This is a genomic window from Billgrantia pellis (assembly GCF_008297955.1).
Taxonomy (GTDB): domain Bacteria; phylum Pseudomonadota; class Gammaproteobacteria; order Pseudomonadales; family Halomonadaceae; genus Halomonas; species Halomonas pellis.
Genome location: NZ_VTPY01000002.1, coordinates 271,776 through 290,444, shown reverse-complemented (window position 1 = coordinate 290,444; position 18,669 = coordinate 271,776). Strand labels below are relative to the sequence as shown.

The following is an 18,669-nucleotide window of genomic DNA, read 5'->3' as shown; positions in this document are numbered from 1 at the left end:
TCGGCCTCGCATCGTCAGTCGCCTTTGGGTACCATGTGCGGCTTTTCTCGCCCTCTGGTCGAACACCAGTCCTTGTGCGCAGGAACGCCAATATGAAGAACTTGCTCGACAACCACTTCAAGCTGAAAGAACACAATACCAGCGTGAAGACCGAGGTCATTGCCGGGGTCACCACCTTCCTGACCATGGCCTACATCATCTTCGTCAACCCCAGTATTCTTTCCGAGGCGGGCATGGACTACGGCGCGGTCTTCGTCGCCACCTGTCTGGCCGCAGCGGTGGGTTGTCTGATCATGGGCTTGTGGGCCAACTATCCGATCGCCCAGGCACCCGGCATGGGGCTCAACGCCTTCTTTACCTACGGTGTCGTGCTCGGCATGGGCTATACCTGGGAAGCGGCGCTGGGGGCAGTGTTCCTCTCCGGTTTCACTTTCTTTTTGCTCAGCATCTTCAAGGTTCGCGAGTGGATCATCCACTCCATTCCGCTCTCCCTGCGACTCGGCATTGCCGCCGGCATTGGCCTGTTCCTGGCCATGATCGCGCTGAAGAATGCCGGCATCGTGGTCGCCAACCCGGCGACCTACGTGGCGCTGGGCGATCTTTCCGAGCCAGCCGCGATTTATGCTCTGCTGGGTTTCTTTGCGATTACCGCCATGGCCTACCTGAACGTTACCGGTGCGGTGATGATCGGGATCATTGGCGTCACCGTGGTGGCGATGCTGCTCGGCCATAATGAATACGGTGGGCTGATGTCCATGCCGCCCTCCATCGCGCCGACGTTCATGGCCATGGATCTGGCGGGAGCGATCGATGTGGCCATGATAAGCGTGATCTTCGCTTTCCTGTTCGTCGATCTGTTCGACACTTCCGGCACTCTGGTTGGCGTGGCGCACAAGGGAGGACTGCTCGACAAGGATGGCAAGCTGCCGCGCCTGGGGCGTGCCATGATGGCCGACAGCGGCGCCTCCATGGCCGGCGCGGTGCTGGGTACCTCGACCACCACCAGTTACATCGAGTCCACTGCGGGCATCGCGTCGGGTGGGCGCACCGGTCTCACCGCCGTGGTGGTCGCCCTCTTGTTCCTGGTCAGCCTTTTCTTCGCCCCACTGGCGGGTTCGATCCCGGCCTACGCCACCGCCGGCGCGCTGCTTTACGTGGCGGTGCTGATGGCCGGCAGCCTGGCCCATGCCAACTGGGACGACCCTACCGACGCCGCCCCGGTGCTGATCGCCGCGCTGGCCATGCCGCTGACCTTCTCGATCGCCGAGGGCATAGCGCTGGGCTTCATCAGCTACGCTGCGATTAAGGCACTGTCGGGGCGTTTTCGGGACCTCAACCCGGCCGTGGTCGTGCTGGCGATCCTGTTCGTGCTGAAGTTCCTGTTCCTCGATTGACATACACTCACCGAGACCTGCGATGAGCATCTACGGCGACTACATCAAGTCCGTGATCCGAACCGTCCCCGATTGGCCCCAGCCAGGGGTCAATTTTCGCGACATCACGCCGCTGCTACAGAACAGCTCGGCCTTTCGCAAGCTGATCGACAGCTTCGTGCATCGCTATCAGGAGATGGAGCTCGACGCCATCGCCGCAATCGATGCCCGGGGGTTCATTATCGGCGCGCCGGTGGCCTACGAACTGGGCTGCAGCTTCGTGCCGGTGCGCAAGAAGGGCAAGCTGCCGTTTCGTACCGTCAGCGAGACCTACACGCTGGAGTACGGTCAGGCCGAGGTGGAGTTGCATTCCGATGCATTCCGCCGGGGGGACCGCATCCTGATCATGGACGACCTGATCGCTACCGGTGGCACCATGCTGGCGGCCGCCAAGCTCATCACCCGCACCGGCGGTCAGGTGGTGGAAACCGCCACCATTATCGACCTGCCGGAAATCGGCGGGTCCAGCCGGATTCGCGAGGCCGGTTTCGGTGTCTTTGCGGTCTGTTCCTTCAATGAGGACGAGTGAGACGACCATGACCGATAGCCGTTACCATCAGCATTTCACCGTCTCCTGGGATCAGTTGCATCGCGATGTTCGTGAGCTGTGCCATCGTCTGGTCGAACGCGATTTCCAGGGTATCGTGGCGATTACCCGGGGAGGGTTGATCCCCGCCGCGCTGATCGCACGCGAACTCAACGTAAGGCTGATCGATACGATCTGCATCAGCAGCTACGAGCGCATGGACCAGGGTGGCCTCAACGTGCTCAAGAGCGTCGAGCATGATGGCGAGGGCTGGCTGCTGGTGGACGATCTGGTCGATACCGGCAAGACGGCGCGCAAGGTTCGCGAGATGCTGCCCAAGGCACATTTCGTCACCGTCTACGCCAAGCCGGAAGGCCGCCCGCTGGTGGATCAGTACCTGACCGAAGTGGCTCAGGATTGCTGGATCCAATTTCCCTGGGACATGGGCATCGCCTACGTCGAGCCCCTGGTGGATCAAGTGAAGCGTTGAGACATGGGCTATCCGTTACCCGAAAGCTGGTGGCGTTGGTTGGGGGGCGAATTCGATGCTCCCTATATGCAGTCGCTGCGTGACTTCCTGGCTTCCGAGAAGGCGGCCAGGAAGGTGATCTATCCGCATTCGACGAATTGGTTCCGGGCCTTCGAGCTGACGCCGCTGGAGCGGGTCAAAGTAGTGATTCTCGGTCAGGATCCCTACCACGGGCCCAACCAGGCCCATGGCCTCTGCTTCTCGGTACGTCCGGGCATAAGGGTGCCGCCTTCGCTGGTCAACATCTACAAGGAACTGGCCGACGACGTCGGTTTTCGTCCGGTAGCGCACGGTAATCTGGAGCATTGGGCACGTCAGGGCGTGCTGTTGCTCAACGCCTCGTTGACGGTGGAGCAGGGCAATGCCGGCTCGCATCGTGGCAAGGGTTGGGAGCGCTTCACCGACCGTGCCATCGAAACCGTCAGCGCCCATGGTGCGCCATCGGTATTCCTGCTCTGGGGCAGCCCTGCCCGCCAGAAGAAGGCGCTGATCGATACCTCGCGCCACTTGGTGCTGGAGTCACCGCATCCGTCACCGCTGTCGGCGCATCGTGGATTCTTTGGCAATCATCACTTCTCGCGTGCCAATGTGTTTCTCGAGCGGAACGGCCGCGAGCCGATCGACTGGCAGCTGCCTGAATCGGCCGGAGAGTAAGGGAGGGCGCAGGGTGCGCGCCTTAACCTGTCTGCGCGATGCAGGTAGAATAGCGCGCGATTCGCCCACGCGACGACAGTCGTCGCTTCCCACCCCACGCCGGAGAGGTCCGTCATGAGCGTCCATGCCATTCAACATCCGCTGGTCCAGCACAAGCTGGGTCTGATGCGCGAAGCCGGCATCAGCACCAAAAGCTTTCGTGAGCTGGCCGGTGAGCTGGCCAAGCTGCTCACCTACGAGGCAACCAAGGACCTCGAGCTCGAGGCGCAGGCTATCGATGGCTGGAGCGGCCAGCCGATTCCGGTGCAATTGCTAAAGGGCAAGAAGGTTACCATCGTGCCGATTCTGCGCGCCGGGCTCGGCATGCTTGACGGTGTCACCGATCTGATTCCCAGCGCTCGGATCAGTGTCGTGGGGCTTTATCGCGACGAGGAGACCCTCGAGCCGGTGCCGTACTTCGCCAAGTTCGCCGGTGACCTGGACGAACGCATGGCGATCGTCATCGATCCGATGCTGGCGACCGGAGGCACGATGGTGGCAACCCTGGACATGTTGCGCGAGCGTGGCTGCCAGCAGATGAAAGTGATCGTGCTGGTCGCGGCACCCGAGGGCATCAAGCGGGTGCAGGAGGCCTACCCCGATATCGAGATCTATACCGCGGCCGTGGACGATCATCTCGATGAGAACGGTTATATCGTGCCGGGACTTGGTGACGCGGGAGACAAGATTTTCGGCACTCGCTGATATCCATTAAGCTGGCGGCGCTCGGCCATGGCGTGTCATCAAGCGGGTTGCCTGACCGTCGCTCACCGAGTTTATTGCCCGATACACATATAGCAAGAATGCTGCCTCTGTGATTGCGATCCAGAGGCGTTTTTCTGGGCAGGATGCCTTCGATTCGACAAACGATACCACAAGAAGGAAACCGACCCATGAACGAACAAGCGGCGGCTGCACAGACGCCCACCCATTCCTTGCCCAGAACCCTGCTGACCGGGGCGCAGATGCTCTTCGTCGCTTTCGGTGCGTTGGTGCTGGTGCCGTTGCTGACTGGGCTCGACCCCAGCGTGGCGCTGTTTACCGCGGGTGTCGGTACGTTGGTGTTCCATGGTGTGACCAAGGTGACCGTGCCGGTCTTTCTGGCTTCGTCGTTCGCTTTCATTGCGCCGATTCAGGGGTCGATAGCCAATTTCGGCGTGCCGGCCACGCTGGGCGGGCTGTTGGTGGCGGGCCTGGTCTACGTGGCAATCTCGCAGGCGGTACGTCTCAAGGGCACCGTCTGGCTGCATCGCCTGCTGCCGCCGGTGGTGGTGGGGCCGGTGATCATGGTGATAGGCCTGGCCCTGGCGCCGGTGGCGGTCAGCATGGCCACCGGAGAGACCAGCGATCACATCGGCTATGGCCAGGCCATCCTGCTCTCCATGGCCAGCCTGCTGGTCACGCTGGTGCTGGCGGTGTTCGGTCGCGGTTTGCTGCGGCTGGTGCCGATCATGGGAGGCATTTTCTTCGGCTATGCCATGGCCTTGCTGATGGGGCTGGTGGACTTCACGCCGGTGCGCGAGGCAGCCTGGCTGTCGATCCCGGGCTTCACTGCGCCGAGCTTCCACTGGGCGGCGATCCTGTTCATGATCCCCGTCGCCATCGCCCCGGCGGTGGAGCACATCGGCGACATGGTGGCGATCGGTTCCGTCACGCGGAAGAACTATCTGGAGAAGCCCGGCCTTCATCGCACCCTACTGGGCGATGGGTTGGCGACTTCCGCCGCGGCGCTGTTCGGCGGACCGCCCAATACCACGTATTCGGAAGTCACCGGGGCGGTGACCCTGACTCGTGCCTTCGATCCGCGCATCATGGTGGTGGCGGCCTGCTTCGCCATCGCGCTGGCTTTCGTCGCCAAGCTGGGTGCGTTGCTGCAAACCATTCCCGGTCCCGTGATGGGCGGCATCATGACGCTGCTGTTCGGTTCCATCGCCGTGGTGGGCATGAATACCTTGGTGCGAGCCGGTCAGCCCCTGACGGCACCGCGCAATCTGGTGGTGGTGTCGCTGATCCTGGTGTTCGGTATCGGCGGGATGCAGTTCGGCGGCGGCCAGTTCACTCTGCAGGGAGTGAGTCTCGCCGCACTGGTCGGCATCGTTCTCAATTGGGTGCTGCCCGGTGCCGAAGAGGAGAGCTGAGCTTCGTTGGAAAAGTCGGCGAGCGAAGGCCAGCGCTAGGAAGCTCCGCTGCTCGAAGAACGAGCGACAGGGATGTCGCGAGTCCAAAAAACGGCGTTTACGCGGTATAAATGAGTCGTTGAACTGGTTTTAACGCAGTATGGCCAAGTGCAGCCAGTTTGCGGACGAAGCTAGGCATGGTGCAGCTCCCTGCCGCCCTCAGCGAAGGTCGGCGGAGAGTTGGCGCTGACGATGACGCACTCCGCGTCTCCCACGTTGCGAAAACGATGAGGCAGGCGTGAATCGAAGTAGTAAGCATCGCCGGCGCGTAGAATCTTCGCTTCGCCGGCAACGGTGATCTCGATTTCGCCAGAGATCACGACGCCTCCTTCCTCGCCTTCGTGCTCGAGCATCTCTTCGCCGGTATCGGCGCCGGGCGGATAGCGTTCGTGAATGATCGACATGCTGCGATCGGGTCGCCGTGCCGCCACCAGCCGCCAGGAGAGGTGACCGTCGCCGATCTCGGTGAGCTCGTCGGCAGGATAGAAGGCGCGCGGTGGCGCGGGCTCATCGCCGGCGAAGAAAGCGCTGATCGAGACGGGCAGCGCATCGAGGATTTTCTTCAGCGAGCTCACCGAAGGGCTGACACTATTCTGTTCGATCAGCGAGATGGTGCTGTTGGTCACGCCGGCGCGCTTGGCCAGCTCGCGCTGGGATAGCTTCCGACCCTTGCGCAGCTCGCGCAGGCGGGCGCCTACGTCAAATCCTTCCATTATCCAAATCCCGAGGGGCCGTTCAATTTGTTTGACGCATCATACCTGCTGTCGTCGCCCGGTATAAGCGTAAGGTGACCCGGGTCATGGCGCGGCGCGGCTTGCGTAGCCCGCCGTGGCATGCGGCCGTCGCCTCAGGCATCATGGGAAGCATGAGAGACATCGATGTCACCGGCCTGATCCTCGCCGGCGGGCAGGGTCGCCGCATGGGTGGCCGCGACAAGGGACTCGAGTGCTTCGCCGGGCGCCCCCTGGTGGACCACGTATACGCGCGCCTGGTTGGCCAGGTGGCCGAGGTACTAATCAGTGCCAATCGCAACCTCGAAACCTACCGCACTTATGCCGATCGGATCGTCAGTGATCCCGAGTCGGGTTTTCAGGGACCCTTGATGGGCATCTACACTGGCTTGCGTGCGGCGACCACGCCCTGGCTGCTGGTAGTGCCCTGCGATATGCCGGCGCTGCCGGACAATCTGCTGGTCCGGTTAGCGGCAGGCGTCGGCGAACACGACATCGCCGTGGTACATGATGGCGAGCGTCTGCACCCCGTGGTGGCCTTGTTGCGCACGAATCTGGCCAACGCTCTGCGGGCCGCGCTGTCATCGGGAGAGCGCAAGGTTGGCCGTTGGTATGCCGGACATGCCTGGGTGCCGGTGGACTTCAGCGAGTCTCGCGAGGCCTTCGCCAACCTGAACACCGAGGATGACAAGCGGCGCCTGGAAGCGCATCTGCATGAGGAGAAGCGACCCTGATGGCCTATCCGCCAACCGCCCCATTGCCAACCGCTCCGCTGCGTTTCGACGACGCCCTGCCGCTGCTAGGCCTCGCGGCGTGGAGCGGCACCGGGAAGACGACGCTGCTCGAGCGGCTGCTGCCGCAGCTGGCGGCGCGCGGGTTGCGTACCGCGGTGATCAAGCATGCGCATCATGGGTTCGACGTCGATCAGCCCGGCAAGGACAGTCATCGTCTGCGCCAGGCCGGGGCCGCGCCGATGCTGGTGGCTTCGCGCGTTCGCTGGGCGATGATGATGGAGACACCCGACCAACAGGAAGCGGACCTGACACAATTGATCGAGACGATACGCGGACAGCGTCCCGACCTGGTACTGGTCGAGGGGTTCAAGGCCTGGCCGCTGCCGAAGCTTGAACTCTACCGCGATGCGGTCGGCAAGCCGCTGCGCGTGGCCGAGGACCCCTGGGTCAAGGCGGTGGCCAGCGCCGGCCCGGTATGCCTGCCAGCCGGTGTTGACTCGCTCGACCTCGATGACGTGGAGGGCATCGCCGATTGGATCGCGGCCTGGCCGGCACGCTGGCCACGCGAGCAGGCACCGCGCGAGGTTCGTCGCTCATGAGCTCGTTCTGCGGCGGTCATGTCGGAGGGGCATCCTCGGTGAGTGTCGCCAATCGTCTTGTCGGGATCGTCGCCGCGGGCGCCGATACGCGCCAGTTCAATCGCTTGTAGGAAGTATCCGAGGCTTTCTTTCATGACCCTGACCCATCTCAATCAGCGCGGCGAGGCCCATATGGTGGACGTCGCCGACAAGCCCGAGAGCCGACGCGAAGCCAGCGCCTCCGGCTACATTCGGATGAAACCCGACACCCTTGCGCTGCTCAGCGAAGGGGGATTGCCCAAGGGCGATGTGCTGGCGACGGCACGCATCGCCGGCATACAAGCCGCCAAGCGTACCCATGAATTGATTCCCCTGTGCCACGCGCTGGCCCTGTCGAAAGTGGCGGTCGATTTTCGCTTGGACGAGGAGAATTCACGCGTCGAGGTGTTTGCCAGTTGTCGCCTCAACGGACGTACCGGTGTGGAAATGGAGGCATTGACGGCGGTGTCCGTGGCCTGCCTGACGCTTTATGACATGTGCAAGGCAGTCGACAAGGACATGGAAATCGGCGCCATCCATCTCGATACCAAGCACGGTGGCAAATCCGGCAATTACCAGCGACAGGCGCCTACCTCATCGACGCCCATCGTGACGGGTGAAGGGATGGCGGGCCAAGTGTCAGTGGGCGCGCGCTGCGATATCGACTCGGCTTGCGTGCGGGTGAAATTTCTCGCCGAATTGCGCGAACGGCTGGGCATCAGCGAGCTTTCCTTGCCGCTCGATAGCCTGCCGAGTGCCGATGTCGGTGGCCTCAAGGCAGCGCTGGTCAAGCGTGACGCGCGCTTCGCGAGGCTTACCGAGGGGCGGGTACTGTGCGCTGTCAACCAGGTGATGGCACTCGATCCGACCCCGATCACCCACGATGACGAGGTCGCCTTCTTCCCTCCGGTGACGGGAGGCTGAACGGAATGATTCGTGTACAGCAGGCCCCCTTCGATGCAGGCGAAGAGCAGCGTTACCTGTTGGCGGGGCGCACGGATATCGGCGCCGTGGTCAGCTTCACCGGCCTGGTGCGTGATTTCAACGAGCGCCCCGATGTGACTGCACTGAGTCTCGAGCATTACCCCGGCATGACGGAGGCCGCGCTGGGCGAGATCGTGAGCGAGGCCGAGGCACGCTGGCCGCTGCAGGGCGTATGCGTGATCCATCGGGTTGGACGCCTGGCACCGGGAGACCCTATCGTATTGGTAGTGGTGGCCAGTGCACACCGTCGGCCGGCCTTCGAGGCCTGCGACTTCATCATGGACTATCTCAAGACTCGCGCGCCTTTCTGGAAAAAAGAGCACAGCATTACCGGCGATTACTGGGTTGCCGAGCGCGAGTCGGATCATCGGGATGCCGGCCGCTGGGAGAGTGACAATGACAATGCCTCATGAATTGATCGACGACTTCGGCAGGCGGGTTCGCTATGTGCGCATCTCCGTGACCGACCGCTGCGACTTTCGCTGTGTCTATTGCATGAGCGAAGAGATGACTTTTCTGCCCCGGGCTCAGGTACTGACGCTGGAAGAACTCAGCATGATAGCTCGCGCATTCGTCGAGATGGGAGTGGAGAAGATACGCCTGACGGGAGGCGAGCCCCTGGTACGGCGCGACATCGATCAGTTGATCGAGCAGATTGCCGAGTTGCCGGGCCTGCAGGATCTTGCCATGACCACCAACGGTGCGGGGCTGGTCAAGCACGCGCGCCGTCTTCGCGAAGCCGGCTTGAAGCGGCTCAACGTCAGCCTCGATACGCTCGATCCGCAGCGTTTTCGGCAGTTGACCAGGACCGGCGATCTTGGTCGGGTGCTGGAGGGATTACGCGCCGCACGTGAGGCAGGCTTCGAGCGCATCAAGCTCAACGCGGTGATCCTCAAGGGGCACAACGACGATGAAGTGCTCGATCTCGTCGAATTCGCGCGCGCTGAAAAATTCGACCTGAGTTTCATCGAAGAAATGCCATTGGGCGACGTGTCGGATCATAGCCGGGATGAAACCTTCTGTTCGAGCGACGATGTCCAGGGCATCATCGAACAGCGCCATACGCTGCTTCCCACCACCGAGACCACACTGGGCCCTTCGCGCTATTTCCGCATGGTGGATAGTGAATCCCGCATCGGTTTCATTTCCCCGCACAGCCACAATTTCTGCGCCAGCTGCAATCGCGTACGGGTCACGGCGGAAGGACGTTTGCTGCTCTGTCTGGGCAACGAGCATTCAGTTGATCTGCGCGCCGTTGTGCGTCGACATCCGGGGGATCTCGAGGCGCTCAAGCGTGCCATTGTCGAGGCTTTGCCGCTCAAGCCCGAAAGACATCACTTCACTACTGACGGCGATGTTCAGATAGTACGCTTCATGAACATGACCGGAGGATGAGGGTCAGTCGCCAGTCTTTCCCACGACTGCGGCACGTTCACTTCGCGAGGCGCAATGGGTCATTCTCTTGCCAACCCCCCATTTCGACATATACTTTCGACGAGTGAGCCTTTTGGCTTGCTCGTCGTTTTCTTGCATGGAGGAGGCCAATGTCCAGCGAAACCTTGGAGCGTATCGCCCGAAACAAGAACGTGGCTCGTGCAGCAGCTCGACAGTTGAGTATGGAGCAGCTGAATAAACTCTCCGATGTCATCGGTGAGGTGATCGAGCAGAAAAAAGAGGAAGAGAAGCTCCGCAAACAGGAGGAAGCGGACAAGGAAAGAAAACTGGCTGAGATCCGCGAGGCCATGAATGATGCTGGTCTCTCCGTGGAAGATCTCGTGGGGGAACAGCCGCGTCGACGGCGCGGGCGTCCGCCCAAGAATGCCAGCGGTTCTTGACGATCAGGTCGAGAATCGTCTGCTTGACCCGAGGTAAGCGGGGGCGACGCGGGAGTGTCGTCCCCCGTCTCATCAACGCTCGAATGTCGAGCTCGTTCGCGATCGATCAGCGAAACGCCGGCGCCTCCACGGCAAGAAGCTGAAGATGTACGTCGGGAAGTTGTCGCAGACGCTGGCCCAACCAAGAGGTCAACAGTGGCTGCAGCGCCGTGCGAAGTTCAGCCAACGTCGTGGCGTCGAGTTCCTCCAATCGCTCATCCAGCCAATCGGCGAGGGCGTCTTCATCCAGCGCGCTGACACGGTGAGCATCCAGCATGAGACGGCCGATGCGAGCCCAGCCGCCGCCGGTCGAGGCAACGGGCAGGGCGAGGTGGAGAATGCCGTGTCGCGGTGAGCCTCGCTCGGCTGCCAGGCCCGGCAGAGGGGTAACGGCATTTTGGCTGACGATGCAGGGACGCTGCGGATGTCGTGTTTCCAGACGGATCCCCTCGGCATCCAGACGTACGAGATCGCCATTGACCGGTGCCAGCGGGGCCAGGATGCCCATCGCTTCCGCGAGCTGTTGATGCGCTCGTTGATGCTGGCGCTCGCCATGCACCGGCAGCAAGTGTCGTGGCTTGATCCAGCCATAGAAGGTGCGCAGTTCGTCCTGGGCAGGATGGCCGGAAGCGTGCAGCTCCGGATGATTGAATTCATCCCAGAGCGTGACGCCGAGCCGTCCCAGGGCGTGCTTGAGTCGCTCGATCTGCGGTTCATTGCCGGGTATGGCCTTGGCCGAGAAAATCACCGTGTCGCCCCGTTCCAGCTCGAAGCTATGGTGGCGACCCGCGGCCAACCGGCTCAGGGCGGCACGCGGTTCGCCTTGGCTACCCGTGGCGATCACCAGCACCTCGTCGGGGGGCAGGTAGCCGAGATCGCTTACCGGGACCAGGGGCGGCATGGCATCGAGATAGCCGAGGCCGCGCGCGACGGTCACCATGCGCTCCATGGCCCGGCCCATCAGGCTGACGCGCCGTCCACAACGCTCCGCTGCCTGCGCCACCGCCAGTACCCGGGCAAGGTTGCTGGCGAAGCAAGTGACGACGACACGACCCGAGCACTGCGCGAGGCGATGGCGCAATGCCTCCGCCACTTCACCTTCGCTGCGTGAATGGCCGGGCAATGGTGCATTCGTGGAATCGCCCACCACGAGATCGACCGGCGCGAGGGCGCGAAACAGCGACCCTTTGATGGGGGCGCCGATCAGCGGCTGCGGATCCAGCTTCCAGTCACCGGTATGCAGCACGCGATAATCGCCGACGGCAATCAGCAAGGCGCAGCTCTCCGGAATCGAGTGAGTTACCGGCAGGTAGCGGAGGGTAAAATTGCCGCTCTCCACGGCTTCGCCCGGTTCGATCACCTGGATCGCTTCGATCGACAGGCCGCGTTCATGAAACTTGGTGCGCAGCAGTCCGGCGGCCAGTGGCGTGGCGTGGATGGGACACTGCCACTTGGGCCAGAGCCATGCCGCTGCGCCGATATGATCTTCGTGACCATGCGTGATGAAGAGAGCCGAGGGGCGAATGCCGAGGGCCTCGGGAGTCTCGAGGCTGGGGACTTGCAGTGGACTGTCCGGTAGGTCCTGACGAATCATCATGCCGCAGTCGACGGCGATCCATTCGTCCTCGTGGCCGTAGAGCCCGAGATTCATGCCGATTTCGCCGCAGCCTCCCAACGGTAGAAAATGCAGCGGCATGCGGCGACGGGGACGGATGGTAGCGCGGGTCGAAGGCATCGGCAGAACGGTTCCGAAGAGTGTGATTTCACTATACGGGATCGCCGCGATCCTCCACAAATGCAACGCGGTGGCTACGCGTTGGGACGTGTCCCGTGCGGCGCGAGTTCGCTACAATGCGCGCTTCGCCCTTTCCGGTTAAGCAGCGTATCGCCACCATGTCCCATTACTATCGTCTCGTCGTTTCCTGTCCCGACCGTCGCGGAATCGTGGCGCGCGTCTCCGGCTTCATCGCCGGCCACGGCGGCTCGATCACCGAAGCCAGCCAGCACTCCGACCTGGAGGCGGGCCGCTTCTTCATGCGCTACGAAATTCTCGCCGATTCGATCGGCATGACCGTCACCGAGTTGCACCAAGCGTTCGCACCGGTGGCGCGCGAGTTCGACATGGACTGGGCGTTGCGCGATACCCGGAGACGCCCTCGGGTAGTGGTCATGGTTTCGCGGGAATCGCACTGTCTGGTGGATCTGTTGTATCGCTGGACGGCGGGCGAACTGGACGGCGATATCGTGGGTGTGGTGTCCAATCACGACGACATGCGCGGCCTCGTCGAGTGGCACGGACTGCCTTATCGGCATGTGCCGGTGCCGACCGAGGACAAGAGCGCAGCTTTCGAAGAGGTCGAGCGGCATGTCGAGGCATTTCAGGCCGATTGCGTGGTGCTGGCCCGCTACATGCAGATCTTGCCGCCACGCTTGTGTCAGCGCTACGCCGGGCGGGTCATCAATATCCATCACAGTTTCCTGCCCTCGTTTGCCGGGGCACGCCCCTACCATCAGGCACACGCCCGTGGAGTGAAACTGATCGGAGCCACATGTCACTACGTGACCGAGGAACTCGATGCCGGGCCGATCATCGAACAGGATATCCATCGCGTCAGCCATTGCCATACGCCCGAGGATCTGGTGCGTTTCGGTCGCGACGTGGAGAAGGCCGTGCTTGCGCGCGGGCTACGCTGGCATCTGGAGGACCGGGTGCTGATTCACGGCAACAAGACGGTGGTATTCGCCTGACGCGCGTGTGGGGTAACACTGGCCATGTCGTTTTCCGAACTGATCCTGGCGCCCTGGCTGCTGTTTGTCTGCGGGCTGATTTCGCTGGCCGTGCTGGTGCTGGCACTCTTCCAGCGCCCTTGGCGCGAATTGCTGGTCGACCGTGGCCTGCAGCATCGCTGGCTGGCGGCCACCGTCATGGCCATGCTGCTGTGGCAGCTCAGAGCGCAATCGGTGGAATGGCTGACACTGCATCTGATGTTTACCGCGCTGCTGACGCTGCTCTTCAGGGCGCCGCTGGCGCTGGTGTCCAATTGGGTGATCAACGTCTCACTGGTGCTGTTCGGACGTGTCGATTGGCCGTTGCTGGGTGTCAATGCGCTCATTACCGGAGTGATCCCGGTTACCGTCATGGTAGTCAGCTGGCGTTTGGTGGATCGCTATCTGCCAGATAACCTCATGATCTTTCTCTTTCTATGCGGTTTCTTCGGTTCGGCCCTGGCCACGCTGGGCACCGGGTTGGCGGGGATGGGGCTGGTACTGCTGGGGGCCACCGATCCCGAAGCGGTTCGACTCGCTCGCGAGTATCTGATGTTCCTTCCCCTGCTGATGCCCTCCGAGGCCTTCCTCACCGGCATGCTGCTCAGTTGCCTGATGATCTATCACCCCAATTGGGTGGCGACGTTCGATCGGCATCGCTACATCGATACCAAGTAGCGGCACTGTTCCCGGCGGTGGCATCGAGTGGCAGGCTGAGCTGGCGCCGCGCATCCTCCGACACCAGGCGGACGCCCACACCGAGCAGTCGTACCGGCCGTTTACGTCGCGCCCAGGCCTGCTCCAGCAGCGAGAAGTAGGTGTCGAGAGAGGGGGAGGCGCCGCGGCTGTCGAGCGTCGTGAGAGTGAAGTCATCGAAGCGTACCTTGACGAAAGCGCCGGCCAGTGGCGGCTCGCCGTGACGGGCGATGCGCGCTTCCAGACGTTGGCACAATGGCCCCAACTCGGCGCGACATTGGATCAGCGATTGAAGGTCGCTGGCGAAAGTGACTTCCGCACTGATCGACTTGCGCTCGCGCTCCACCCGCACCGGTCGGTCGTCGATGCCGCGAGCGAGCTCGAACAAACGTCGCCCGAATTTGCCGAATTCCTGCAACAACCTCTCGATGGGAATGCGCTGCAGGTCGCTGCAGGTGGCTATTTCCAGCGCTTCAAGACGTTTCGCCGTTGCCGGCCCGACGCCGTGGAGCTTGGTGACCGGCAGCTCGCGCAGGAAGTCGTCGACCTGCGTCGGGGCGATGACGGTGAGCCCGTCGGGTTTCTCCCAGTCGCTGGCGATCTTGGCCAGGAATTTCGTCGGGGCCGCTCCCACCGAGACGGTAATGCCTACACGTCTGAGGCACTCCGCCTTGAGCCATCTCGCCATCCAGGTCGCGCTGCCGGAAAAGCGCGTCACGTCGGAAACGTCGAGAAAGGCTTCGTCCAGTGACAGCGGCTCGACGATCGTCGTAAGTTCCTGAAAAATCGCCAGTAGTTGTCGCGAGGCCTCGCGGTAGCGGTCGAAATCGCCAGGCAGCAACGTGAGATGGGGACACAGCCGCAGTGCGCGCGCGGTCGGCATGGCAGAGTGGATACCGTAGGCGCGGGCCGGGTAGTTGCAAGTGGAGATGACCCCGCGCCCCTCGGCCCGGCCGCCGATCGCCAGCGGAACCTCGCGCAACGCAGGGTTGTCGCGCATTTCTACCGCGGCGTAGAAGCAGTCGCAATCGGCATGCAGAATCTTGCGGCTCGTAGCCATGACGAGAAGTACCTAAGCTTGCGGAGTTGCGCGAGCAAAGGCCAATTCTTACCCCAGAGCTTGGCCGTTGCCGCCGCGTATGACTCCCACCCCGATGCCTTCGATCTCCAGCGGTTGGTGGCGCAAGTCCACTTCAATCGGGGCGAAATCGGAATTCTCGGCCTCCAGGGTTACCCGATGCCCATCGCGGCGGAAGCGCTTGACCGTAACGTCGTCTTCGAGCCGGGCGACGACGATCTGACCGTCGCGAACGCGTTCGGTGCGATGCACGGCCAGCAGGTCGCCCTCGAGAATGCCCGCGTCCTTCATCGACAGGCCGCGGACCTTGAGCAGATAGTCGGCGCGCGGGGTGAAGAATTCCGGAGGGAGAGGGCAGTAGCGGTCGATGTGCTCCGCAGCCAGTATCGGGCTGCCGGCGGCGACTTCGCCAATGATCGGCAGGCCTTCAGCGCCGGCTTCGCTATCGCCGGGTTCGCTTTCCTGGGCCGGCAGACGAATCCCGCGCGAGGTACCGCGAATCACTCGGATCACGCCCTTGCGTTCCAGCGCGCGCAGATGCTCCTCGGCGGCATTGGGGGAGCGAAAGCCCAGGGCCCGGGCGATTTCAGCGCGGGTCGGAGGATAGCCGAAATCGTTCATCGTCTTGACGATGAAATCGTATACGTTCTGCTGGCGCGAGGTGAGGGGGCGTGTCATGTCGTCCTCCGGTTGGCGTGCCTTGTTGTGCAAGTATACAGCATGGAAGTCTATCCAGTAAAAAGGCGACTTGCTTCTCAACCATCATTCGATCCACGTTTTAAACGTCTCTCCCGAGCGTCGGTTTGTTTGAAGAAGATGAATGGCGTAGACTTTCCTTATGTTTAAAACAACTGTTTCCAGCGGAACGACCATGGCTCAGACCGATACCGTCACGCGCATCCTTGATACCGCCGAAGTCCTTTTCGCCGAACGCGGCTTCGCCGAGACGTCGTTGCGCACCATCACCAGCAAGGCGCGTGTCAATCTCGCCGCGGTGAACTACCACTTCGGCTCGAAGAAAGCGCTGATCCAGGCGGTCTTCGCCCGCTATCTCGATCCCTTCACGGTACGCTTTCATCACGCTCTCGACGAACTCGAGGCGCGCCATGACGACGGCGTCATTCCTCTCGAGGAGTTGCTGGAGACAATGGCCAGGACCGTGCTCGAGGTACCCGCCGAGAAACATAGCCTGAAGGTGTTCATGAAACTGCTGGGACTCGCCTACAGCCAGGCCCAGGGGCATCTGCGTCGGTACATTCAGGAGGAGTACGGCAGCGTGTTCACCCGCTTCGTCGAGCTGGTACGGCGCGCCACACCGGAGTTGCCCGACGCCGAGCGTTTCTGGCGCCTGCACTTCGTTCTCGGGACGGTGATCTTCACTCTCTCGGGGCTCGATGCCTTGCGTGACATCGCCGAAAAGGATTATCAGGAGCATGTCTCGGTACGCGACCTGATTCGTCGCTTGCGTCCGGTCGTGGTGGCCGCCCTGAACGCTCCGCTGCCTCCCCCCGCCCTGCCGCGAGCCAAGGCGAGCTGAGATGCGTACGCCCCGGTTAACCGAGCTGCCGCCCCGCGAGGGGACCTGGTTCGAAGTCGACATTGCCCGCCAGCGCCTGGTGCACTGGCAGGGTGGCCGAATGCTGGCGGAGTGGCCGGCCTCGACGGCGCTGGCCGGTCCGGGACAAGGTGAGGGGAGTGGCGGTACACCGCTCGGCTGGCATTACGTCAGGGCGGCAATCGGCGCCAACCAGCCCTTCGGCGCGGTATTTCGCGGCCGGCGCCCCACCGGTGAGGTATACAGTCCGGCTCTGGCCGCCGCTCATCCGGAACGCGATTGGATCCTGACTCGCATCCTGTGGCTGTGCGGCCTCGAGCGTGGCTTCAACCGGGGAGGCGACGTCGACTCACAGCGGCGCTATATCTATTTTCACGGTACGCCGCCGGACCAACCGATGGGGGAGCCGCGTTCGCATGGCTGCATTCGGCTGCGTGACGAGGCGCTGCTCGAGCTCTTCGCCCTGGCCCCGCCCGGCACTCCCGTCTGGCTGCATGACGACTGATCGACGAACGTATGCCTTGTCGTCGCCCGGGCAGGCGGATGCTTGCTTGTCATGGCTGTCGTCGGCGACCTCTTTGGTCTAGAATCAGCTCCCTTCCAAGCCCCAAGGACTCCGATCATGACGCAGACCCTCGGACCGGTGATGCTGGATCTGGAAGGCCCCCGGCTCCTCGCGGACGAACGACAGCTACTGCAGCGTCCCGAGGTGGGTGGCGTGATCTTGTTCGCCCGCAACATCGAGAGTGCGCGACAGGTACGCGAGCTGTGCGACGCCATTCGCCGGCTGCGTCCCGAGCTGCTGCTGGCCATCGACCAGGAGGGCGGTCGGGTCCAGCGCCTGCGCGAAGGCGTGACCCGATTACCCGCCATGGGGCGTATCGGACGCGATTTTGCGACGTCACCGGAAGTGACCCTACGCCTATGCCTCGACGCCGGCTGGCTGCTGGGCATGGAGATGGCCGCGAGTGGGCTGGACCTTACCTTCGCGCCGGTACTGGACGTGGATAGCGGTATCTCCAGCGTGATCGGCGATCGCAGCTTCTCATCCGACCCTGACGCGGTCGCCGCCATGGCCGGAGCCTTCATCAGCGGGTTGCACGAAGCGGGCATGGCAGCGGTGGGGAAGCATTTTCCCGGCCATGGCGGCGTGGCGGCGGACTCCCACCTGGAGCAGCCCGTCGACGAGCGTCCCTTGGAAGCGCTGCGCCGACATGACCTGATTCCGTTCAGCGAACTTTCGTCGCGCCTCGATGGCGTGATGCCGGCTCATGTGACCTATCCCGCTTTTGATGCGCGACCGGCGGGGTTCTCGGCGAGCTGGCTTGGCCTGCTGCGCGAGTCGTTGGGCTTCAGGGGGACTATCTTTTCGGACGATCTCGGCATGGCAGGCGCCGCATTTGCCGGTTCGCCGGGGGAGCGGGCGCTAGCGGCTCTCGAGGCCGGGTGCGACATGGTGCTTGTCTGCAATGATCGTGCCGCCGCGCTGGAAGCTCTCGAGGCCTGTACGGGGCGCACCACGCGCCTGGCGGCACGGCTGCGCTATGGCCGTGCTCGCCCCGACCTCGATGCGCTCGAGGCGCTGGGTCGCTGGCGCCGTGTGCATGCCCGGCTGGAAGCCATGGCCAGCCTTTGAGCGGACCGGCCGTCTTCTGTTTTCACTCATACGTTTACCTGGCTGAGACGAACGTTCCATGCCCAAACTCGATCCCGCTTTTCACGAATCCCTGGCTACGATGCGCGACGTCATGGAGAACGCCGATTGCCTGATCACCCATGAAGAGGTCGAGCGTGCCCTCGATCGCATGGCCGAGCAGATCACGACCGATCTCGGCGACAAGTTGCCGGTCTTTTACTGCGTGATGAATGGCGGCCTGATCACTACCGGTCACCTCCTGACCCGACTGGGTTTTCCTCTGGAAGTCGACTATCTCCATGCCACGCGCTATCGCGGTGGCCTTCGCGGTGGTGAGCTGTTCTGGCGTGTCTCGCCGGAAATTCCCATGGCCGATCGCCACGTGGTCATCGTCGACGATATCCTCGACGAGGGGGCGACCCTGGCCGCCATTCTCGACTATTGCCGCGAGGCGGGTGCGGCCAGCATTTCGACCGCCGTGCTGGTCGACAAGCGCCACGATCGCAAGGCGGTGCCGGGGCTCAAGGCCGATTATTGCAGTCTCGAGGTGGCGGATCGTTACGTGTTCGGCTTCGGCATGGACTACAAGGGCTACTGGCGCAATGCACCTGGGATCTTCGCCCCCAAGGGGCTCTGACCC

22 protein-coding genes are annotated in these 18,669 nt (G+C 62.8%); 18 read left to right on the top strand and 4 right to left on the bottom strand.

The window, feature by feature from the left end; all coding sequences use genetic code 11:
• Positions 1-92 precede the first annotated feature (92 nt).
• From F0A17_RS04845 to F0A17_RS04820, 6 genes are all read left to right on the top strand, one after another.
• Positions 93-1,394, top strand: a complete 1,302-nt coding sequence (locus tag F0A17_RS04845) for an NCS2 family permease (RefSeq protein ID WP_149327228.1) — start codon at positions 93-95, stop codon at positions 1,392-1,394.
• Between the two features lie 22 nt (positions 1,395-1,416).
• Positions 1,417-1,962 carry an adenine phosphoribosyltransferase gene (locus tag F0A17_RS04840; RefSeq protein ID WP_149327227.1) on the top strand — a complete coding sequence of 182 codons (546 nt, stop codon included), beginning with the start codon at positions 1,417-1,419 and terminating at the stop codon, positions 1,960-1,962.
• A gap of 7 nt (positions 1,963-1,969) precedes the next feature.
• Complete coding sequence (gene gpt, locus F0A17_RS04835) at positions 1,970-2,449, top strand: xanthine phosphoribosyltransferase (RefSeq protein WP_149327226.1); 480 nt, start codon at positions 1,970-1,972, stop codon at positions 2,447-2,449.
• 3 nt (positions 2,450-2,452) lie between these two features.
• The gene (gene ung / locus F0A17_RS04830) at positions 2,453-3,142 is read left to right on the top strand and encodes a uracil-DNA glycosylase (protein ID WP_149327225.1); all 690 of its coding nucleotides are present in this window, start codon (positions 2,453-2,455) and stop codon (positions 3,140-3,142) included.
• Positions 3,143-3,256: 114 nt separating this feature from the next.
• The gene (upp, locus tag F0A17_RS04825; RefSeq protein ID WP_149327224.1) at positions 3,257-3,886 is read left to right on the top strand and encodes a uracil phosphoribosyltransferase; all 630 of its coding nucleotides are present in this window, start codon (positions 3,257-3,259) and stop codon (positions 3,884-3,886) included.
• A gap of 188 nt (positions 3,887-4,074) precedes the next feature.
• Positions 4,075-5,319, top strand: a complete 1,245-nt coding sequence (locus tag F0A17_RS04820) for a uracil-xanthine permease family protein (protein WP_149327223.1) — start codon at positions 4,075-4,077, stop codon at positions 5,317-5,319.
• Between the two features lie 170 nt (positions 5,320-5,489).
• On the opposite strand, the gene F0A17_RS04815 is transcribed toward F0A17_RS04820, so the two are convergent.
• Positions 5,490-6,071, bottom strand: a complete 582-nt coding sequence (locus F0A17_RS04815) for a cupin domain-containing protein (RefSeq protein WP_149327222.1) — start codon at positions 6,069-6,071, stop codon at positions 5,490-5,492.
• A gap of 152 nt (positions 6,072-6,223) precedes the next feature.
• On the opposite strand from F0A17_RS04815, the gene mobA reads away from it, so the two are divergent.
• From mobA to F0A17_RS04785, 6 genes are all read left to right on the top strand, one after another.
• Positions 6,224-6,823 carry a molybdenum cofactor guanylyltransferase MobA gene (mobA, locus tag F0A17_RS04810; RefSeq protein ID WP_149327221.1) on the top strand — a complete coding sequence of 200 codons (600 nt, stop codon included), beginning with the start codon at positions 6,224-6,226 and terminating at the stop codon, positions 6,821-6,823.
• Positions 6,823-7,422 (top strand): molybdopterin-guanine dinucleotide biosynthesis protein B, encoded by a 600-nt coding sequence (gene mobB / locus F0A17_RS04805; protein WP_149327220.1) that lies wholly within the window; start codon positions 6,823-6,825, stop codon positions 7,420-7,422. Before mobA ends, mobB begins: the two co-directional genes overlap by 1 nt.
• 132 nt (positions 7,423-7,554) lie before the next feature.
• Complete coding sequence (gene moaC / locus F0A17_RS04800; protein WP_149327219.1) at positions 7,555-8,364, top strand: cyclic pyranopterin monophosphate synthase MoaC; 810 nt, start codon at positions 7,555-7,557, stop codon at positions 8,362-8,364.
• Between the two features lie 5 nt (positions 8,365-8,369).
• Positions 8,370-8,837 (top strand): molybdopterin synthase catalytic subunit MoaE, encoded by a 468-nt coding sequence (gene moaE, locus F0A17_RS04795; protein ID WP_149327218.1) that lies wholly within the window; start codon positions 8,370-8,372, stop codon positions 8,835-8,837.
• Positions 8,827-9,819 carry a GTP 3',8-cyclase MoaA gene (moaA, locus tag F0A17_RS04790; protein ID WP_149327428.1) on the top strand — a complete coding sequence of 331 codons (993 nt, stop codon included), beginning with the start codon at positions 8,827-8,829 and terminating at the stop codon, positions 9,817-9,819. The genes moaE and moaA overlap by 11 nt, the downstream gene beginning before the upstream one ends.
• Positions 9,820-9,968: 149 nt before the next feature.
• The gene (locus tag F0A17_RS04785) at positions 9,969-10,259 is read left to right on the top strand and encodes an H-NS family histone-like protein (RefSeq protein WP_149327217.1); all 291 of its coding nucleotides are present in this window, start codon (positions 9,969-9,971) and stop codon (positions 10,257-10,259) included.
• A 106-nt stretch (positions 10,260-10,365) separates the two neighbouring features.
• On the opposite strand, the gene F0A17_RS04780 is transcribed toward F0A17_RS04785, so the two are convergent.
• Positions 10,366-11,949 (bottom strand): ribonuclease J, encoded by a 1,584-nt coding sequence (locus tag F0A17_RS04780; protein WP_149327427.1) that lies wholly within the window; start codon positions 11,947-11,949, stop codon positions 10,366-10,368.
• A 242-nt stretch (positions 11,950-12,191) separates the two neighbouring features.
• On the opposite strand from F0A17_RS04780, the gene purU reads away from it, so the two are divergent.
• Both purU and F0A17_RS04770 read left to right on the top strand, forming a co-directional pair.
• A complete protein-coding gene (gene purU / locus F0A17_RS04775; RefSeq protein WP_149327426.1) occupies positions 12,192-13,046 on the top strand; it encodes a formyltetrahydrofolate deformylase in 855 nt (284 codons plus the stop codon).
• A gap of 24 nt (positions 13,047-13,070) precedes the next feature.
• On the top strand, positions 13,071-13,742 hold the full coding sequence (locus F0A17_RS04770; RefSeq protein WP_149327216.1) for an energy-coupling factor ABC transporter permease: 672 nt from the start codon (positions 13,071-13,073) through the stop codon (positions 13,740-13,742).
• Here F0A17_RS04770 and dinB read toward each other — a convergent pair.
• Both dinB and lexA read right to left on the bottom strand, forming a co-directional pair.
• Entirely contained in the window at positions 13,669-14,820 is a 1,152-nt protein-coding gene (dinB, locus tag F0A17_RS04765) for a DNA polymerase IV (protein ID WP_149327215.1), read from the bottom strand. The two genes, F0A17_RS04770 and dinB, sit on opposite strands and share 74 nt — an antisense overlap.
• 48 nt (positions 14,821-14,868) lie before the next feature.
• Complete coding sequence (lexA, locus tag F0A17_RS04760; protein ID WP_149327214.1) at positions 14,869-15,516, bottom strand: transcriptional repressor LexA; 648 nt, start codon at positions 15,514-15,516, stop codon at positions 14,869-14,871.
• 193 nt (positions 15,517-15,709) lie between these two features.
• On the opposite strand from lexA, the gene F0A17_RS04755 reads away from it, so the two are divergent.
• The 4 genes from F0A17_RS04755 to F0A17_RS04740 all read left to right on the top strand — a co-directional run bounded on the left by F0A17_RS04755 (position 15,710) and on the right by F0A17_RS04740 (position 18,666).
• The gene (locus tag F0A17_RS04755) at positions 15,710-16,375 is read left to right on the top strand and encodes a TetR/AcrR family transcriptional regulator (RefSeq protein ID WP_149327213.1); all 666 of its coding nucleotides are present in this window, start codon (positions 15,710-15,712) and stop codon (positions 16,373-16,375) included.
• Position 16,376: 1 nt separating this feature from the next.
• Positions 16,377-16,898, top strand: coding sequence for a L,D-transpeptidase (locus F0A17_RS04750; protein WP_149327212.1), 522 nt, complete (start codon positions 16,377-16,379; stop codon positions 16,896-16,898).
• Positions 16,899-17,015: 117 nt separating this feature from the next.
• Positions 17,016-18,029, top strand: coding sequence for a beta-N-acetylhexosaminidase (nagZ, locus tag F0A17_RS04745; RefSeq protein ID WP_149327211.1), 1,014 nt, complete (start codon positions 17,016-17,018; stop codon positions 18,027-18,029).
• Positions 18,030-18,087: 58 nt separating this feature from the next.
• Complete coding sequence (locus F0A17_RS04740) at positions 18,088-18,666, top strand: hypoxanthine-guanine phosphoribosyltransferase (RefSeq protein ID WP_149327210.1); 579 nt, start codon at positions 18,088-18,090, stop codon at positions 18,664-18,666.
• Positions 18,667-18,669 lie beyond the last annotated feature (3 nt).

Excerpts from the sequence above, each read along its gene's own strand:
- dinB (WP_149327215.1), bottom strand. The coding sequence starts at position 14,820 with ATGGCTACGAGCCGCAAGATTCTGCATGCCGATTGCGACTGCTTCTAC.
- F0A17_RS04740 (WP_149327210.1), top strand. The coding sequence starts at position 18,088 with ATGCCCAAACTCGATCCCGCTTTTCACGAATCCCTGGCTACGATGCGC.
- F0A17_RS04785 (WP_149327217.1), top strand. The coding sequence starts at position 9,969 with ATGTCCAGCGAAACCTTGGAGCGTATCGCCCGAAACAAGAACGTGGCT.
- mobB (WP_149327220.1), top strand. The coding sequence starts at position 6,823 with ATGGCCTATCCGCCAACCGCCCCATTGCCAACCGCTCCGCTGCGTTTC.
- moaE (WP_149327218.1), top strand. The coding sequence starts at position 8,370 with ATGATTCGTGTACAGCAGGCCCCCTTCGATGCAGGCGAAGAGCAGCGT.
- F0A17_RS04845 (WP_149327228.1), top strand. The coding sequence starts at position 93 with ATGAAGAACTTGCTCGACAACCACTTCAAGCTGAAAGAACACAATACC.
- F0A17_RS04755 (WP_149327213.1), top strand. The coding sequence starts at position 15,710 with ATGGCTCAGACCGATACCGTCACGCGCATCCTTGATACCGCCGAAGTC.
- F0A17_RS04770 (WP_149327216.1), top strand. The coding sequence starts at position 13,071 with ATGTCGTTTTCCGAACTGATCCTGGCGCCCTGGCTGCTGTTTGTCTGC.
- F0A17_RS04815 (WP_149327222.1), bottom strand. The coding sequence starts at position 6,071 with ATGGAAGGATTTGACGTAGGCGCCCGCCTGCGCGAGCTGCGCAAGGGT.
- moaC (WP_149327219.1), top strand. The coding sequence starts at position 7,555 with ATGACCCTGACCCATCTCAATCAGCGCGGCGAGGCCCATATGGTGGAC.
- nagZ (WP_149327211.1), top strand. The coding sequence starts at position 17,016 with ATGACGCAGACCCTCGGACCGGTGATGCTGGATCTGGAAGGCCCCCGG.
- ung (WP_149327225.1), top strand. The coding sequence starts at position 2,453 with ATGGGCTATCCGTTACCCGAAAGCTGGTGGCGTTGGTTGGGGGGCGAA.
- upp (WP_149327224.1), top strand. The coding sequence starts at position 3,257 with ATGAGCGTCCATGCCATTCAACATCCGCTGGTCCAGCACAAGCTGGGT.
- F0A17_RS04840 (WP_149327227.1), top strand. The coding sequence starts at position 1,417 with ATGAGCATCTACGGCGACTACATCAAGTCCGTGATCCGAACCGTCCCC.
- F0A17_RS04820 (WP_149327223.1), top strand. The coding sequence starts at position 4,075 with ATGAACGAACAAGCGGCGGCTGCACAGACGCCCACCCATTCCTTGCCC.
- lexA (WP_149327214.1), bottom strand. The coding sequence starts at position 15,516 with ATGACACGCCCCCTCACCTCGCGCCAGCAGAACGTATACGATTTCATC.
- mobA (WP_149327221.1), top strand. The coding sequence starts at position 6,224 with ATGAGAGACATCGATGTCACCGGCCTGATCCTCGCCGGCGGGCAGGGT.
- purU (WP_149327426.1), top strand. The coding sequence starts at position 12,192 with ATGTCCCATTACTATCGTCTCGTCGTTTCCTGTCCCGACCGTCGCGGA.
- F0A17_RS04780 (WP_149327427.1), bottom strand. The coding sequence starts at position 11,949 with ATGAATCTCGGGCTCTACGGCCACGAGGACGAATGGATCGCCGTCGAC.
- gpt (WP_149327226.1), top strand. The coding sequence starts at position 1,970 with ATGACCGATAGCCGTTACCATCAGCATTTCACCGTCTCCTGGGATCAG.
- F0A17_RS04750 (WP_149327212.1), top strand. The coding sequence starts at position 16,377 with ATGCGTACGCCCCGGTTAACCGAGCTGCCGCCCCGCGAGGGGACCTGG.
- moaA (WP_149327428.1), top strand. The coding sequence starts at position 8,827 with ATGCCTCATGAATTGATCGACGACTTCGGCAGGCGGGTTCGCTATGTG.